The sequence below is a fragment of the Pseudomonas sp. Marseille-Q7302 genome (assembly GCF_965111925.1).
This window is the reverse complement of the sequence record NZ_CBCOPK010000001.1, coordinates 1,979,806-1,994,791: the sequence shown is the minus strand read 5'-3', so window position 1 is coordinate 1,994,791 and position 14,986 is coordinate 1,979,806. Positions and strand designations below refer to the sequence as shown.

19 protein-coding genes and 1 tRNA gene are annotated in these 14,986 nt (G+C 58.7%); 5 read left to right on the top strand and 15 right to left on the bottom strand.

Features of this window, described 5'->3' with window-relative positions:
• Positions 1-4 precede the first annotated feature (4 nt).
• The 8 genes from ACWPW1_RS09310 to ACWPW1_RS09275 form a co-directional block, all read right to left on the bottom strand.
• Positions 5-547 carry a hypothetical protein gene (locus tag ACWPW1_RS09310; protein ID WP_454252847.1) on the bottom strand — a complete coding sequence of 181 codons (543 nt, stop codon included), beginning with the start codon at positions 545-547 and terminating at the stop codon, positions 5-7.
• Between the two features lie 377 nt (positions 548-924).
• On the bottom strand, positions 925-1,065 hold the full coding sequence (locus ACWPW1_RS09305) for a hypothetical protein (protein ID WP_454252846.1): 141 nt from the start codon (positions 1,063-1,065) through the stop codon (positions 925-927).
• A 154-nt stretch (positions 1,066-1,219) separates the two neighbouring features.
• On the bottom strand, positions 1,220-1,741 hold the full coding sequence (locus tag ACWPW1_RS09300) for a hypothetical protein (protein WP_454252845.1): 522 nt from the start codon (positions 1,739-1,741) through the stop codon (positions 1,220-1,222).
• A 49-nt stretch (positions 1,742-1,790) separates the two neighbouring features.
• Positions 1,791-2,279, bottom strand: coding sequence for a hypothetical protein (locus ACWPW1_RS09295; protein ID WP_454252844.1), 489 nt, complete (start codon positions 2,277-2,279; stop codon positions 1,791-1,793).
• Between the two features lie 72 nt (positions 2,280-2,351).
• Positions 2,352-2,753 (bottom strand): hypothetical protein, encoded by a 402-nt coding sequence (locus ACWPW1_RS09290; protein WP_454252843.1) that lies wholly within the window; start codon positions 2,751-2,753, stop codon positions 2,352-2,354.
• 147 nt (positions 2,754-2,900) lie between these two features.
• Positions 2,901-3,311: a hypothetical protein gene (locus ACWPW1_RS09285; protein WP_454252842.1), complete on the bottom strand. Its 411-nt coding sequence runs from the start codon at positions 3,309-3,311 to the stop codon at positions 2,901-2,903.
• A gap of 44 nt (positions 3,312-3,355) precedes the next feature.
• Positions 3,356-3,886 (bottom strand): hypothetical protein, encoded by a 531-nt coding sequence (locus tag ACWPW1_RS09280; RefSeq protein WP_454252841.1) that lies wholly within the window; start codon positions 3,884-3,886, stop codon positions 3,356-3,358.
• Between the two features lie 12 nt (positions 3,887-3,898).
• The gene (locus tag ACWPW1_RS09275) at positions 3,899-4,981 is read right to left on the bottom strand and encodes a hypothetical protein (RefSeq protein WP_454252840.1); all 1,083 of its coding nucleotides are present in this window, start codon (positions 4,979-4,981) and stop codon (positions 3,899-3,901) included.
• Between the two features lie 132 nt (positions 4,982-5,113).
• On the opposite strand from ACWPW1_RS09275, the gene ACWPW1_RS09270 reads away from it, so the two are divergent.
• Positions 5,114-5,326 carry a hypothetical protein gene (locus ACWPW1_RS09270; protein ID WP_454252839.1) on the top strand — a complete coding sequence of 71 codons (213 nt, stop codon included), beginning with the start codon at positions 5,114-5,116 and terminating at the stop codon, positions 5,324-5,326.
• Between the two features lie 984 nt (positions 5,327-6,310).
• Positions 6,311-6,511, top strand: coding sequence for a hypothetical protein (locus ACWPW1_RS09265; RefSeq protein ID WP_132833030.1), 201 nt, complete (start codon positions 6,311-6,313; stop codon positions 6,509-6,511).
• A gap of 313 nt (positions 6,512-6,824) precedes the next feature.
• On the opposite strand, the gene ACWPW1_RS09260 is transcribed toward ACWPW1_RS09265, so the two are convergent.
• From ACWPW1_RS09260 to dapA, 5 genes are all read right to left on the bottom strand, one after another.
• Positions 6,825-6,914: transfer RNA gene (locus ACWPW1_RS09260), tRNA-Ser, on the bottom strand.
• Positions 6,915-6,994: 80 nt separating this feature from the next.
• Positions 6,995-7,705: a phosphoribosylaminoimidazolesuccinocarboxamide synthase gene (gene purC, locus ACWPW1_RS09255; protein ID WP_007162774.1), complete on the bottom strand. Its 711-nt coding sequence runs from the start codon at positions 7,703-7,705 to the stop codon at positions 6,995-6,997.
• 157 nt (positions 7,706-7,862) lie between these two features.
• Positions 7,863-8,621 (bottom strand): MBL fold metallo-hydrolase, encoded by a 759-nt coding sequence (locus ACWPW1_RS09250; RefSeq protein ID WP_059314436.1) that lies wholly within the window; start codon positions 8,619-8,621, stop codon positions 7,863-7,865.
• Complete coding sequence (bamC, locus tag ACWPW1_RS09245; RefSeq protein ID WP_434776310.1) at positions 8,560-9,744, bottom strand: outer membrane protein assembly factor BamC; 1,185 nt, start codon at positions 9,742-9,744, stop codon at positions 8,560-8,562. The genes ACWPW1_RS09250 and bamC overlap by 62 nt, the downstream gene beginning before the upstream one ends.
• A gap of 14 nt (positions 9,745-9,758) precedes the next feature.
• Positions 9,759-10,637, bottom strand: a complete 879-nt coding sequence (dapA, locus tag ACWPW1_RS09240) for a 4-hydroxy-tetrahydrodipicolinate synthase (RefSeq protein WP_271654486.1) — start codon at positions 10,635-10,637, stop codon at positions 9,759-9,761.
• A gap of 293 nt (positions 10,638-10,930) precedes the next feature.
• Here dapA and ACWPW1_RS09235 point away from each other — a divergent pair, with 293 nt between their 5' ends.
• Complete coding sequence (locus ACWPW1_RS09235) at positions 10,931-11,491, top strand: glycine cleavage system protein R (protein ID WP_059314433.1); 561 nt, start codon at positions 10,931-10,933, stop codon at positions 11,489-11,491.
• 24 nt (positions 11,492-11,515) lie between these two features.
• Positions 11,516-11,989, top strand: coding sequence for a peroxiredoxin (locus tag ACWPW1_RS09230; protein WP_059314432.1), 474 nt, complete (start codon positions 11,516-11,518; stop codon positions 11,987-11,989).
• Here ACWPW1_RS09230 and ACWPW1_RS09225 read toward each other — a convergent pair whose 3' ends face one another.
• Positions 11,990-12,244, bottom strand: a complete 255-nt coding sequence (locus tag ACWPW1_RS09225; RefSeq protein WP_059314431.1) for a sulfurtransferase TusA family protein — start codon at positions 12,242-12,244, stop codon at positions 11,990-11,992.
• 96 nt (positions 12,245-12,340) lie between these two features.
• On the opposite strand from ACWPW1_RS09225, the gene ACWPW1_RS09220 reads away from it, so the two are divergent.
• Entirely contained in the window at positions 12,341-13,780 is a 1,440-nt protein-coding gene (locus ACWPW1_RS09220; RefSeq protein ID WP_059314430.1) for a M48 family metalloprotease, read from the top strand.
• On the opposite strand, the gene nadA is transcribed toward ACWPW1_RS09220, so the two are convergent.
• Complete coding sequence (nadA, locus tag ACWPW1_RS09215) at positions 13,777-14,835, bottom strand: quinolinate synthase NadA (RefSeq protein WP_059316854.1); 1,059 nt, start codon at positions 14,833-14,835, stop codon at positions 13,777-13,779. The two genes, ACWPW1_RS09220 and nadA, sit on opposite strands and share 4 nt — an antisense overlap.
• Positions 14,836-14,986: the final 151 nt, after the last annotated feature.

Genomic DNA, 14,986 nt, shown 5'->3' with positions numbered 1-14,986 from the left:
AGTCTCACTTCTCAGCCTTCAGGCGATTGTAGTTCCTTCTCAGGTTTCTATCGATCAGCCTGATGATGATAGAGTGAGCATACTCAGGTGAGACATTCATACTGAAAGCTGAATAGCTGTAATTACAGTCTACACAGTACATCTCGACAGGGTTTCCCAAGCCGAATGTTCTCAATTCAAGAATACAGTCGCAAGATTTGCAGTAGGGAATGAGGTGTTCAATCTGCCCGTTACTATCATAGTCCCAGCGCCAAATAGCTCCTTCAAACTCGTCTTCACGGTAACTCAGCCATGCTGGCGGCTTCGGCGCTCTTCTCTTGATTATGAGGGAGCGAAGCAACCATACAGCGACTAAGACAAGCATGCTTACTGGCAGAATGACAAAGACCCTGCTCACCTGCACTGGAGCTGTAAACCACTCCCAGATCGCTTTTAGGTACTCCCATACAGGAGCGAACAAGACGAGCAGTGCTCCCCCTACTGCTGTGAGAATTACACCTACAAGATTGTCGGCGATCTTGCCCATCAGATACTTCAACGCTTTCATCAGCCACTTCCACACTACGGCCTGTCGATGGAGTGATGATAGGGGTAGTTGCGCGGCCGATCTATACAACAATGAGTAGGGTTTTTTATTGACAAAGAAAAAGCCCGCCGAAGCGGGCTTGGTTGACCATTTGGGAGCTAGAGCGCATCCCCTGCTCGCTCGAAGTCATCGACATGGCCCCTCCACTCTTCAGGAGATAGCAGGCCAAGGTCAAGCAGGCATCCCAGCGCCCCGATACCTGAATCCAGTGCGGATGACGCGGCATGATCCGTCTTGGCATCGATGATCCGTTGCCGTGCTGCCTGGATGATTTTCCCCACGGGTACTGTTCTCCGTGCTGGCCTAGAACTAACAAGCTTCATCTACTGGACTCCCTGTCACGCAAACATTGCGAAGCCGATGACGGCTGCTGTGATGGCCACAACCAGACTGGTAGTGATGGCCACGATTAACGCGATGTGCCCTGCCCCTAGCTCCCGGTCGTTGTGCCTGTTGCCCTGTCTCTCTTTGTCACGCATCTTGTCAAACTCCGTGTATGTCAAATTGTGGACGTAGCTATCCCGTTGAGCGTGAGCGACGGCTCAGGCCCTGATCCCTGTATGTCTACAGACCAATTGTCAAACTTTGTTTATGTCAAAATTCGAACAAAGCATTCCCTTGGGAATGCCGACCTCAGCCCTTGATCAGACCGAGGTTAACGAGCTGTCTTCGCACCTGTGTGGCGTGCCAGGAGTCCCCGCCTCTAGGCGTCTTGATCTTTCGATTCTGAAGCTCCAGGGCAATGCTTGATAGGTTTTGCCCCGGCTGGGCATACAGTTCTCGGAGCACGTTCTCCAGTCGCTTCGTTGCAACTTCCGCGTCTGCCTGATTCTTTGAATAGGCGTGATGTGCATTGAAGGTCTTCACCTTCTCAGCCAGCTTCCTGCTCTGTTCAGTGTGAAGTAGAACCCACGAACACGCCTGACGAAGCTCATCGCCTTCGAGCCCTGGAAGCGAAGCCACCTTGAGCGAATGAGGGTCAATCGACTTCCAGACATCACGGGTGACGTATTCGGCTGATGACACCCACACTTGCGTGACATCCTGCTTCTTTCGAAGCCTTCTCAACTCATCCAGGGACTCAACAGACGGCATCACAGGAGGCTTGTCCTCTGCCGCCTGCCGACACCATGCCTCTTGAGACAGAACAGGCACAGCCGTTCCTGGAAAGGTCAAGATGGCCCACTTTGCTCGCTGAATTGGATTATTCAACGTCAGCCTCGTTGAGCTTACGGGCTACAAACTGTCTGAAGCGGCGTGCGTGTCCGTCTTGGTACTCCCGCTCAGCAGCGTGGATAGCCTCGTCACGCTTGGCTATTGCTTCCCGCTCTTCGTCAGAGTCAGCGAACTCGCTCTCAACGTTGGTCAAGCCAAGAGCTTTGAGCAAGGCACCAGTATCAGAGGAGCTTGACGCGGTTGCAGTGGAAGGCTGGCGACCCTTTCGCCCTGCTCCCTTAGCAGCGTTGCCTTTCAGATTCAAAGCACGGCTTGCCAGACCATCGAAGTCACGGTCAATGCTAGCCAGCCAGTCTGTACGGGACTGGTGACCAGCAGGGAACAAACTCCTTACCGCTCTTTCCTTCAGGAAGCCGGCGAAGAAATTGTTACGGCTCGGCCTAGGGTGACCCGACTGCTCATACTCCTCAATGAGTTCTTTTACCTGTTCCTTCGAGTCTTCATAAGATTTTGCCATGGTGCAGCCTCCTTTCTGTGAATGTGTGATCACTCTAGAGAGCACCACGACCAATGTCAACGGCTGTTCGTGTCAATTTCTGTGTAGCAACGTTGTGAGCGGCTGGCTACCACGCAGGGCCTCCATCACATCCGCCATGTTCACCACCACACCATCCACCGAGATGCTGATGTCTTTCAGGGTGATCCGCTTCCTTGGAACAGTGACCTTCACTGTCGCTGGTGAGAAGTGGTTCTGGCTCCGCTTGATGACGCCGCCTTTGGGTACATTAGCTAGATACCAATCACGATAAGTAGAGAACACCCCCCACTCAGGGCAGATGGTGGCCCTAGCCGGCTCATGTGTGAAACACAGCTTTAGCATGTTGCCCCACGCTCGATAGATCGGGCATGTCTTCCCGTTGCTTGTTGTACCGCCTGGAACGTCCATAACACCCACACCGCACACCAACTTTTCATTCGTTTGTTCGTTCACTTCATTCTTCCTCAAATGTAGGCTGGCATTTGCCAGATTCCGGGGTTGGAACCCCTGTATTTATGCGGCTTGTAGAGGCTCAAAACTGACACCCTTAGGGGTAGTCAGGGTTGTCACTTTTCAACGTCTGTAAACCGCATTCTTTCGTTACCGTCTGTACCGCTGGAGGTAGGCTCGGGCTGCTGCATCACCCATCAGAAAGTGATCGGCCAAAGCGTCGACAGTGATCTGAGGATGCGAGGCGATGTATTCCCGTACAGCCTTCTCCCGATCCTCATACTTGGGCGTGGCTTCTGCTCGAAGCCGCTGTCGGATAGGCCGGGCATCTCCTGACTTACCGGCGACAAGGGCATCGAAGACGTTGGGGCTCAGCTTCATCAACTCGCCAATGTCGATGTCTGTGTTGTCCCCTGCCATCTCCTGAAGCCTTCGATACTTGGTAATAGCGGCGTCTGTGGCCTCAATGAATCGGTATTGATCGGTGTCTCTGGGGATTGTGGATGAGGCTACAATCCCTGTGATGAGATTGGATTGCCTGTGGATAACGATGTAGTTCACTTGGGGTCTCTCTTTAAGCATTGGGTAATCCTCCTATGGGGTTATCAGTAGTTTTTATCGAAGTCTTCGAAGAAGTCGTTGTAATCAATCTCTTCTTCGTCAACGTATTCCTCGTCATCATCCACAAGAGATGATCTACGAGTTGTTCGCTCGATCTCGGAATCCTCTGTGTCATCTTCAACAAGCTCTTCCAGAGTTCCTGAATTACGGGCAAGGGCCTTCTGTAATGCTCTACGCTCCTTAGGGCTCAACTCGTCTTCCATGGAATCCCAGAGATCGGCATACAGCCCCCAGAGCTGTGCTTCTCGCACCTCTTTGGGGAGTGGCTTGGGTTTTGGTCCAAACTTCTTACGCTGCTGCGGTGGAACTGCTAGAGCAACCTCAGGAACAGGAAGCTCAACAACATCGTCGTTAGCTGCCTTGGGAAGTTCGCTGAAGTCAGCCCATGAGATGGCGTATCTCAGAGGGTTGTAGTTTGGATTGAAGTGTTGGATTTTCTCAGCGGTGACTACCGGGGGAGAAATGACTTCACCCCTAGCCCTCCGCTCATTTTTTCTTCGTGCTGCTTTGCCCACAGTGCTCTCCTCTTAGAAAATGAAATCGTGGTTGGTGGCCTCGGCATCCGCAAGGTGACGATAGAAATCGTCCTCAGCCTCTTGCTCAACTGCTGCGATGTGCTTGGGTTTTGTGTTGACGTTCAAGCGAGCTTTACGCTCAGCCTGACGGCCTTTCAGTAGGTCGCGGATACCTTGCTGAACGGCAGCGTCTGGAATGAAGCGGTCATCTTGGTCAACGTGGTCAAAGTCAACCGCGTCATAGTTGATCATCGATTCATCATCTTCCAAATCATCCAGGGATGGCCCGAAGTCTTCGCCCTCCTCGTCTGCCACTACCTCAGCAATGTCTTCAACGTATTCAGCGTGCGTAATGGCGGGAAGTTCAGCCGGGGCAATGCCAGACAGCTCAGCGTCGATGTCTGCGAGATCGGCCAGGAGTGAGTCCAAAGGCGTCTCAATGATTTCTTCGAATGCGATAGGGGCGACGTTCTGCTGTAGGGCTTGAGCGGATGTGGCATTACGCTCAGCGAATGCTTCAACACTCTCAGGGCGGAAGCCTGGAACGGCCAGCCCAATCAGAGCTTGCTGGATGGCGTAGACGCTAACTTGTGGATACTCATCACGGTATTCAGCCACCAACAGCTCAACACGCTCATGAAGGTCCTGAGCAAGGGTCAGCATCAGCTGGTTGGAAGCAAGTGGTGTGCTACGGTCGATGAAGCCTTCGAAGAACAGAGCGTTCAAACCCTGACGATCAGCAGCAGTCTTCACAGAACGCTTGATCGATTTACGGGCCTCAGCATCGCAGTCAACAACGTAGCGGCCTACGTCTTCATCGCGAACAGTGCCGTACACAGACTTAATGGTGTCGTTGAACTCTGAGGTGTTGCAGCCTTCTGGGGAGGTGGCTTTCGCCAGAACCTGAGCTACTGCAATGTCACGCTGAGAGGTTGGTGCGGAAGCTGCCTTGACTGGGACAGTGTGGGACAGTGAAGCCTTGGTGTTGCGGTCTACCCAACTCTTAGACTTGCCAAGAAGGTCAGCAATTTTACGAACAGATAAGCCTTGATCACGAAGTTGTTGGGCTTGGGTTTGGATGTCGATAGCTTGCATTAGTAATTACCTCGAAAGAATGTGTCATGTGGTTTTCCTCCTCACGTTGACGTGCCTTGATTTTGGTTTGTGATTGAATCGTTGTGTGTAGTCTTACGCTGCTTGCCGTGCTCCCTCCTCAAGGAGCGCTGCTTGCTCTACAGTGTATTGCCGGAACAGTTCGAAGTTCTCAGCTGTTCTACTGATGTCTCCAAGATGATCTTTACCGAATTGGTAGAATCGCTGGCTACAAGCTCTGGTACAGAAGAAGCTATCTCTGCGTTGAGCTACGAAGCTGCTGAGACAGCCGGGACATTGACGACGAATAAGCATAGGAATTACCTCCATGGCTGGATTGATGATTGATAGTTTTGGGGATTTCTTCATGTTGTCTTCAACTAGGCGTTGAGACAAAAAAGAACCCTGTAGAGAACCCACAGGGCTTTTCGAGATGCAGACATTTTGGATGTCTTCAAGGGCAGAATAACACGGATCGCTTAGAAGTCAATACTTATTATGCTATTTTCATGCCAGTTTTCTTCATGTCCGACAAACGGTAATTTACTACCGCTCTAACATTCCTAGTGTCTCAGTGTTAGGTGGGACAGTGGGACAGTGGGACAGTGGGACAGTGGGACAGTGGGACAGTGGGACAGTGGGACAGTGGGACAGTGGGACAGTGGGACAGTGGGACAGTGGGACAGTCCCCTACTCTGCTGGGACACAACACCGGGACACTGTCATGCGGGACAGCTCTACACCGGGGGGTTTGTTGTCCCACTCGATCATCAGGGACAGTGGGACACTCACGTCCCCCTAAGTAATACAACTGTCCCAGCGGGACGGAGTATGCCCGGCTTGCCGGAGGCGAGAACTACCACAAACAGAAGAAGAGATTTTGATTGGCGACCCTTGGTGGTTCGCTTGTGGTATCAACACAAGATTGCTCAGATGTAAGAGTAATCAATTCCTCAGCGTCGCTGAGGTCTTAACATCTTTAGATTGTCATCACAAAGCGACCACCAAGTCGCCCATCAGAGATGGTCTCTTCGTTGGTAGTCAATTCCAATGCTGTCGCATTAGAAGGGAAAAGCATGATACACGACCCTGGGATTGTTGTCAAGTGCTGTATCTGTTTATTTAGTTGGTGGGTGAATCCGTTCCACTCCTAGTATTGCGACCGAAATGATTTGGGTCATGGCTTCCCCTACCGATACCGTAGCCCATGGACATCTGCCCCGGCCTGCTAAGGGCAATCCTCATGAACGGTAGTTATTGCGATACTACTGGAACCTTCCAATCACTGAAGGTCTGATACTGTATCGCCACCACCATGCAAGGAAGCATGTCATGCCCTTTCGCAATCCCGAGCTATTCACCCTGAATCAAATGCCATTGGCCGAGCTGGAACGCGAGCTTGATCGCCGTAAGCGCACCATGGAGTCAAACCGACGTTGGCTCAGAAAGCAGCTGGATCGCTTAGCTCGACAGCAAGACGATGTTGCAGCGCTGGAAGCTATGATTCAGCTTCGGAAGGGGACAGTTCACTGATCGTACGGAGGGATAGCCAGGAGCCGTGTTCCAACTCCTCACGCATTCGATAGATTGCAGCGTCCAAGAGAATGGGCGTGGTACTGGAAAGCGTAGAAGGCAAGATTGCCTCCGTTGCTGAGATGCCCGCCTTTCCTCAGTTCATGACCCGCGAAGGAGCCCGGCCCGACCCTTACTCGCGCTGACACCTCTGAACGGCCACTCCTCGTCCAGGCATCACTACTGCGGTGGCTCTTTAAGTGGTCACATCGAGTGGTCACATCGGAAAGCAAAAAGCCCCCTAAACCATTGATTTAGGGGGCTTTTCTATTAATGGCGGAGAGATAGGGATTTGAACCCTAGGAGCCATTGCTGACTCAACGGATTTCGAATCCGTCCCGTTCGACCACTCCGGCATCTCTCCAACGCGGCGCATGATACCAGCCATGCGGGCAAAAGCGAACAAGCAATTGCAAAAAAAGCTCTGGTATCAGCGGCTTGCGTTTAGAGCGGGACGCCCAGGCGCTGGGCGACTTCTTCGTAGGCCTCGATCACGCCGCCCAGACCCTGGCGGAAGCGGTCCTTGTCCATCTTCTTGCGGGTTTCCTTGTCCCACAGACGGCTGCCGTCCGGGCTGAATTCGTCGCCCAGCACGACCTTGCCGTGGAACAGGCCGAATTCGAGCTTGAAGTCCACCAGCAGCAGGCCGGCGTCATCGAACAGCTGCTTGAGGATGTCGTTGATGCGGAAGGTCAGCGCCTTCATCTCGGCCAACTGGTCGAGGGTCGCCCAACCGAATGCCTGGACGTGGCTTTCGTTGACCATCGGGTCATGCAGCGCATCGTTTTTCAGGAAGAGTTCGAAGGTCGGGGGAGTCAGCTCCAGGCCCTCTTCCACACCTAGGCGGCGGACCAGACTGCCAGCAGCGAAGTTACGGACCACGCATTCCACCGGAATCATCTCGAGCTTCTTGACCAGGCACTCGTTGTCGCCCAGCAGCTGTTCGAACTGGGTGGGAATACCGGCGGCTTCGAGCTTCTGCATCACGAAGGCATTGAACTTGTTGTTCACCATGCCCTTGCGCTCGAGTTGCTCGATACGCTCGCCATCGAAGGCAGAGGTGTCGTTGCGGAACAACAGGACCAGGCGATCGGGATCGTCGGTGGTGAATACCGACTTGGCCTTGCCACGGTAGAGTTCTGCGCGTTTTTCCATCTTGGACTCCGGTTCGAATGGCTTGCAGGCTGTGGACGAACGCAGGTGAGACGACCGGTTCGGGACGAGTACAGCCGGGAAGCGCAGTTTACATAGGATCGTGGGTATTTTGGCCGTGCGGCAGCGCCCGGCTGTTAAAGAAAGCTCGGCCAGCGCCCTAGGCGATGGCCTGCCATTCCAGCCCCTGCTGCTGATCGGCGATCTGCAGCCAGTCCGCATCGCAACCGAGCACATTGGTGAAGCAGGCGCGAGCGAGCCAGGGGTTGTTGTTCTTTTCGCTCAGATGGGCGAGTACCAGGTGCTGCAGGCCTGGGCAGGCCAGCTCCACCACCAGATCGGCCGACTGGCGGTTGTTGAGATGCCCGCGCACCCCGCCAACCCGCGCCTTGAGGTGATAGGGATAGGGCCCTGAGGCAAGCATATTGCTGTCATGGTTGGCCTCGATCACCAGGGCATCGAGGCCGCGGTAATGGGTCAGCACACCAGGCGTCGCCTCACCGAGATCAGTGAGCACGCCCAGGCGCTTGCGGCCATCGTCGAAGACGAATTGCGTCGGCTCCAGGGCATCGTGGGAGACCTGCACCACCGTCACCTCCAGTGCATCCAGCACCAGCCGCTCGCCATCCACCAGCAGCCCCTGGGCCGCCACCGGCTTGCGCAGGCCGCGCCCGGTACCGGCGCTGTAATAGACCGGCACCCCGTGCTTGCGCGCCAGGAGCTCGACGCCCTGCACGTGATCGGAGTGTTCGTGGGTGACCAAGACGGCGTCCAGCTGGGCAGGTACCACGCCCAGCCGGGCCAGGCGACGCTCGGCTTCCCGCAGGGAAAAGCCGCAGTCGATCAGGACATAGCTGTTATGGCTGTGCACCAGGGTCGAGTTGCCCCGACTGCCGCTGCCCAGGATTGCGAAGCGCATACTGCATGCTCGTCTGAAGCTTTTTCAGCACGCCTTCGGCAATGTCCTGGGGTGCTGCGGTGTTGATGGTCTTGTCCAGGGTAACCTGAACGGTGTTGCCCACCGAGGTGAGGCGCACCTGGAAGCGTCGTGCCCGAGCGTCTTCCTCTTCCTTGCTTTCGCCCTTGCCGAACAGGCGGCCAAAGAACCCTGGCTTGCGCTCTTCGGGTTTCTGCGCGCCTTCGGCGAGGTTCACGTAGTACACGCCCAGGCTGCGATCCATGTCGTCGACACGGATATCGGCGCCTTCGATGGCACGACCGATGCTGGACCAGGCGCGATTCAGATCGCTCTCCAGCACCAGCATGGGCACGCCACTGCCGTCGACCTCGTAGGTCACTCGCTCGGGAGTATCGTAGCTACCCGTCGCCAGCAGCGAGACCGAGCCACTGCCCTCCTCGCTGCGATCCAGGCCGGCCAGCACCTGGTTCAGCAGGGCGTCATCGAGCGCCGAGCTGTTCTGGCTGCTGGACCAGGACGGCTCGCTGGAGCTGCCCTGACTGCGGGTCTGGGTCTGCAGGAAGATTTCGCTGCTGCCGGACTGCACGCCTGGCTCGATGCGCAGGCGGGTACGCAGCTCGTTGCCCGGCTGCAGGCGGCCGTTGGTGCTCAGACTGCGGGCGAGGGGCGTCGACAGCTCGGTGGGCGACTGCCAGGCGGTGATGATCTCACCGGTCTGCGGACGCTCTTCGGCGATGCGGAAGCCGTTGTCGGTCAGGTACTGACGGGCCACTGGCCAGACGTTGGCCGGGACCTTCTGGGCAGCCAGCCAGCGGGCATTGCCGCTGCGCTGGACGCTGAACTGCTCATTGCCGCTGCCTTGAACGGCCAGTGCCTGGGGCCGAGGTACCTCGAAGCCATAGGAACGGTTCTGGGTATCGGCCACGTTGGCCGGGATCGGCAGCAGCGGGTCGAGCGGCTTGGCCTGGACATCGGTCGGCACCTGCATGGGGCCGGTCTCGCGGGACTCGAGGTAGTCATTGCCGCGATCACGGAAATAACCGTGCTCGCCCCACACCCAGCTGCAGCCACTGGCGGTGGCCACGGCCAGACCCAGCGTCGTCAAACCCAGAACACGTTTCATCGACTGCTTCCTAATCACGCCAGCACTCCCGCCTGACGCAGGGCCTGACGTACCACTTCGTGGCAGCGCGAGCTGAGCCAGGTCAGAGGCAGGCGGATACCGGCGTCGATCATGCCCATTTCGTGGAGGGCCCACTTCACCGGGATCGGATTCGATTCGATGAACAGATTCTTGTGCAGCGGCATGAGCTTTTCGTTCAGCGCGCGTGCGGTATCGGCGTCGCCGTTCATGGCGGCGGCGCAGAGCTCGCTCATCGCCTTGGGCGCGACGTTGGCCGTGACCGAGATGTTGCCCTTGCCGCCCAGCAGCATGAGTTCAGCCGCGGTAGCGTCATCGCCCGAGTAGACCAGGAAGTCCTTGCTGACGCGCGACAGGATGTCACGGGCCCGGGCCAGATCGCCGGTGGCTTCCTTGATGCCGATGATGTTCGGCACCTTGGCCAGCCGCTCGACGGTCTCGGCCAACATGTCGCAGGCGGTACGGCCCGGCACGTTGTAGAGAATCTGCGGGATGGCGACGGTTTCGGCGATCATGCGGAAGTGCTGATACAGCCCTTCCTGGGTCGGCTTGTTGTAATAGGGCACGACCAGCAGGCAGGCATCGGCACCCGCGTCCTTGGCGGCGCGGGTGAGGTCGATGGCCTCACGGGTGGAGTTGCCACCGGTGCCGGCGATGACCGGGATGCGGCCCTTGACCTGCTCGACCACATGACGGATCACGGCTACGTGCTCGTCGACGTCGACCGTGGCGGATTCACCCGAGGTGCCCACCGCGACGATGGCGTCGGTGCCTTCGGCGAGATGGAAGTCCACCAGCTTGGTCAGGTTGTCCCAGTCGATACGCCCCTGGGCGTCCATAGGGGTGACCAGCGCCACCATGCTCCCCGCAATCATGCAACCGCTCCTGCCGGAAAAAGAGAGCGGTAATGGTACTGACGCCTCTGCGCCAGCACAAGCAACGTGCCCCCAACGGGCATTCCCCCGGCGAGCGCTTTTCGCTACCCTTTCGCCTTTGCCAGGTTCTGCAGGAAAAGTTGGCGAGCGCAGGTCAGCCGAGACGGGAAAAGCTGAGGAAGTGAGCTTACGAGCGGTAGCTGAGCATTCCGACGCCTTTTTCCACGAAGCATCACCGAGCGTAGACGCTTTTCTTGCAAAACCCAGTCGTATCTCCCCTGCCAGGAACCCCAATGTCCGCTACCCCCCCGATTCGCGAACAATTTCTCGTCATCAGTGCGCTGGGCGCCAATCCCATGGAGCTGACCAACGTGCTCTACCGCAGCTGCATGGAAAACCGTTGCGCGGTGGTCAGCAGCCGCCTGAGCCGGCATGGGGAATACAGCGCGTTGATCCTGCAGGTCTCCGGCAACTGGGATGGTCTGGCGCGCCTCGAAGGCGGACTCGCCGGCCTCGGCAAGCGCCATGGCTTTACCGTGGGCGTCACCCGCAGCGCCGCGCTGGAGAATCGTCCGCAGGCCCTACCGTACGTCGTCTATGTCAGCGCCGCCTATCGCCCGGACATCCTCAACGAACTGTGCCAGTTCTTTGCCGACCACAAGATCGAAGTGGAAAATCTGGTCTGCGACTCCTACCTGGCGCCCCAGACCGGCGGCACCATGCTCAATGCCACCATCACCGTGACGCTGCCGGCCGGCACCCAGATCAGCTGGCTGCGTGACCAGTTCCTGGATTTCGCCGATGCCCTGAACCTCGACGCCCTGATCGAGCCCTGGCGGCCGCAGAGCAATTAAGTGGAGCAAGCAGAGGAGCTGTTCATGAGCGTGACACTTGACCAACCGCTTCCGGCGTTTCAGGCCCAGGCCACCAGCGGCCTCGAGGTCTCGCCCGAGAGCCTGCGCGGCCGCCAGGCGGTGCTGTACTTCTACCCCAAGGACAACACGCCCGGTTGCACCACGCAGGGCCAGGGCTTTCGCGACCTGCACGAGCAGTTCCTGGCGGCCAATACCCTGGTATTGGGCGTTTCCCGTGACAGCCTGCGCACCCACGAGAACTTCCGCGCCAAGCAGGGCTTTCCCTTCGAGCTGATCAGTGACAAGGACGAGACCCTCTGCCAGCTGTTCGACGTGATGCGGCAGAAAAAGCTCTATGGCAAGGACTACATCGGCGTGGATCGCAGTACCTTCCTCATCGACCGGGAAGGCGTCGTGCGGCAGGTCTGGCGCGGCGTCAAGGTCCCCGGCCACGTCGCCGAGGTGCTGGCCGCCGCGCAGGCGCTGAACGAGGCCTGATCAGGCCTTGCGCAGCCAGTAGCGGAAGGTCTCCCCCGCCACCTCTTCACCAACCAAGGCGTGGCCTGAGAGCTTGGCGAAGGTCCGGAAGTCGCGTTGCGAGCCGGCATCCGTCGCCACCACGGCGAGGACATCGCCGGAAGACAGCCGGTTGAGTTCCAGCTTGGCCTTGAGCAGCGGCATGGGGCAACTCAGGCCGCTGGCGTCGAGCTGGGCGGATACGGCGCCGGTATAGGGTTGGCTCAGATCGGCCATGAAATTCTCCGTTACGGGATACGACAGGGCCCGCGTTTGCTAGGCACCCAGACGGTGGGCCGCTAAAGTAGCCATTTTGCGGCCACGAGTCATGCCATGAAAGTCTTGCGCCCCGCCCTGCTGTCCCTGGCGCTGCTCTGCGCGCCTATCCTGGCGCAAGGTGCGAACGATCTGCCCTCGCTGGGCGATGCCAGCTCTTCGATCGTCTCGCCCGAGCAAGAGTTTCAGATGGGCCGCGCCTGGCTGAGCATGTTGCGTGGCCAGGTCCCCAGCCTCAACGACCCCCAGCTCAAGCAGTTCGTCGAGCGGTCGGTGTACCGCCTGGCGGAAACCAGCGATCTGCAGGATCACCGCCTGGCATTCATCCTGATCAAGGACCCGGAGATCAACGCCTTCGCCGCGCCCGGTGGGGTGATCGGGGTGAACGGTGGTCTCTTTCTCAAGGCCGAGAACGAGGCGGAATACGCGGCGGTCATGGCTCACGAACTGGGCCACCTGATCCAGCGCCATTTCGCCCGTGGGGTGGAGAATCAGCAACGCATGCAGCTGCCGCTGATGGCGGCGCTGCTGGCCGGCATCGTGGCGGCCGCGGCCGGCGGAGGTGACGCCGGCATCGCTGCCATCGCCTCGACCCAGGCGGCGGCGATCCAGAGCCAGCTGCGTTTTTCGCGCCTCAACGAGCAGGAGGCCGACCGCGTCGGCATCGTCAACCTGGAACGCGCCGGCTACGACCCGCGTGCCATGCCGGAGATGTTCGGCCGCCTCGCCCGCCAGTATCGCTACGATCGCACCCCGCCGGAATTCCTGCTGACCCACCCAGTCACCGAGAGCCGAATCGCCGATACCCAGGCGCGCGCCGAGCGTCTTCCCAAGGGTGGCGTCGAGGACAGCACTCACTTCCAGCTGATGAAGATCCGCGCCCAGATGTATTTCGAGGAAACCGCCGGCCTGCTGGTCAAGCGCTATCGGGCGCAGTTGCAGGAAGCACCGGACAACGATCCCGCGCGTTACGGGCTGGCCATGGGCCTGACGCGCCAGGGCCAGCTCAACGAGGCCCGCGATACCCTCGCGCCCTTGCTGCGCAAGGCACCGGACGATATCAGCTACAACCTTGCCCAGGCCGATCTGGACATCACCGCCAATCGCCTGCCTGATGCCCAGAAGCGCGTCCAGCGGTTGATGGAGCTCTATCCGGACGATCTGGCCGTGACCCTGGCGCAGGTAGACATGCTCACTCGCACCAAGCAGCCCAAGGCCGCCAGTCAGCTACTGGACAAGCTGCTCAAGCAGCGCCCGATCGACCCGGACCTGTGGAATCAGGCGGCCGATGTACGGGGCCAGGCCGGCGATCTGGTCGGGGTGCATCAGGCGCGGGCCGAATACTTCGCCCTGACCGGCGACTACAACCAGGCCATCCAGCAGCTGGGCTTCGCCAAACAACGCGCGGCCAGCAACTATCAACTGGCCGCGCGAATCGACGCCCGCCAGCAGGAGATGATCGCCCAGCGCAAGCTGAGCGAAGAGATCCTGCGCTAGGCGTTGCCCTTGACCCTTAGCTGCATGGCCTGGGTGAAGTCGAGCATCCGCTTGAGCGGCTTGACCGCCCTGGGGATGAGCGCCGGGTCAACCAGTACCTCGCCAGAGCCGTCGAGCAGGCAGTTGAGCGTGCGTTCCAGGGTGTTCATCGCCATCCAGGGGCAGTGGGCGCAACTGCGGCACGCCGCGCCGTTGCCGGCGGTGGGCGCCTCGATGAAGACCTTGTCCGGGCAGGCCTGCTGCATCTTGTAGAAGATGCCGCGGTCGGTAGCGACGATGAACTGGCGATTGGGCAGCGTCTGGGCGGCCTTGATCATCTGGCTGGTGGAGCCGACATGGTCGGCCAGCTCGATCACCGCCTCGGGCGACTCCGGATGCACCAGGATGGCTGCCTCCGGGTAGAGTCGCTTGAGGTCCTCCAGCTGGCTGGCCTTGAACTCCTCGTGAACGATGCAGGAGCCTTCCCAAAGCAGCATGTCCGCACCGGTCTCACGCTGGATATAGCGCCCCAGGTGCCTGTCCGGGGCCCAGAGGATGGTCTCGTCGTTGTCCATCAGGTGCTCGACGATGTCCAGCGCGCAGCCGGACGTCACTACCCAGTCCGCCCGTGCCTTCACGGCCGCGGAGGTATTGGCGTAGACCACCACGGTCCGCTCGGGATGCTGGTCGCAGAAAGCCGAAAACTCCTCCACCGGACAGCCCAGGTCCAGCGAGCAGGTGGCTTCCAGGGTCGGCATCAGCACCCGTTTTTCCGGGTTGAGGATCTTGGCCGTCTCGCCCATGAACTTCACGCCAGCCACCACCACGGTGGACGCCGGATGGCGATTGCCGAAGCGCGCCATTTCCAGGGAGTCGGCGACGCAGCCGCCGGTTTCCTCGGCCAGGGCCTGGATCAGCGGATCGGTGTAGTAATGGGCCAGGAGCACCGCGTTCTGCGCCTTGAGCTCGCGGGCAATGGCGGTCTTGTAGGCCGCGATCTCATCCGGCCCGAGCGCCTTGGGCTGCTTGGCGGCCAGATGGGCCTGGACCAGGAGACGTTCGGAAATCTGCGCCATGGCGGGTACCTGAAAACGGGGGTCGTCAAGGCCGCGCATCATAGCAGCATCCTCGCCGACTCCCTACGGTCGACCGCAGCGATCCTGCTCGATGAGTGGCCATCTGCCGCTAATGTCTGGCAACACTTGGCGTTCCACTTATCTTGCGGCC

Bases quoted from the DNA above. Each gene is read 5' to 3' on its own strand.
- ACWPW1_RS09310 (WP_454252847.1), bottom strand. From the start codon at position 547: ATGAAAGCGTTGAAGTATCTGATGGGCAAGATCGCCGACAATCTTGTA.
- ACWPW1_RS09305 (WP_454252846.1), bottom strand. From the start codon at position 1,065: ATGCGTGACAAAGAGAGACAGGGCAACAGGCACAACGACCGGGAGCTA.
- ACWPW1_RS09295 (WP_454252844.1), bottom strand. From the start codon at position 2,279: ATGGCAAAATCTTATGAAGACTCGAAGGAACAGGTAAAAGAACTCATT.
- ACWPW1_RS09275 (WP_454252840.1), bottom strand. From the start codon at position 4,981: ATGCAAGCTATCGACATCCAAACCCAAGCCCAACAACTTCGTGATCAA.
- ACWPW1_RS09265 (WP_132833030.1), top strand. From the start codon at position 6,311: ATGCCCTTTCGCAATCCCGAGCTATTCACCCTGAATCAAATGCCATTG.
- purC (WP_007162774.1), bottom strand. From the start codon at position 7,705: ATGGAAAAACGCGCAGAACTCTACCGTGGCAAGGCCAAGTCGGTATTC.
- ACWPW1_RS09250 (WP_059314436.1), bottom strand. From the start codon at position 8,621: ATGCGCTTCGCAATCCTGGGCAGCGGCAGTCGGGGCAACTCGACCCTG.
- bamC (WP_434776310.1), bottom strand. From the start codon at position 9,744: ATGAAACGTGTTCTGGGTTTGACGACGCTGGGTCTGGCCGTGGCCACC.
- dapA (WP_271654486.1), bottom strand. From the start codon at position 10,637: ATGATTGCGGGGAGCATGGTGGCGCTGGTCACCCCTATGGACGCCCAG.
- ACWPW1_RS09235 (WP_059314433.1), top strand. From the start codon at position 10,931: ATGTCCGCTACCCCCCCGATTCGCGAACAATTTCTCGTCATCAGTGCG.
- ACWPW1_RS09230 (WP_059314432.1), top strand. From the start codon at position 11,516: ATGAGCGTGACACTTGACCAACCGCTTCCGGCGTTTCAGGCCCAGGCC.
- ACWPW1_RS09225 (WP_059314431.1), bottom strand. From the start codon at position 12,244: ATGGCCGATCTGAGCCAACCCTATACCGGCGCCGTATCCGCCCAGCTC.
- ACWPW1_RS09220 (WP_059314430.1), top strand. From the start codon at position 12,341: ATGAAAGTCTTGCGCCCCGCCCTGCTGTCCCTGGCGCTGCTCTGCGCG.
- nadA (WP_059316854.1), bottom strand. From the start codon at position 14,835: ATGGCGCAGATTTCCGAACGTCTCCTGGTCCAGGCCCATCTGGCCGCC.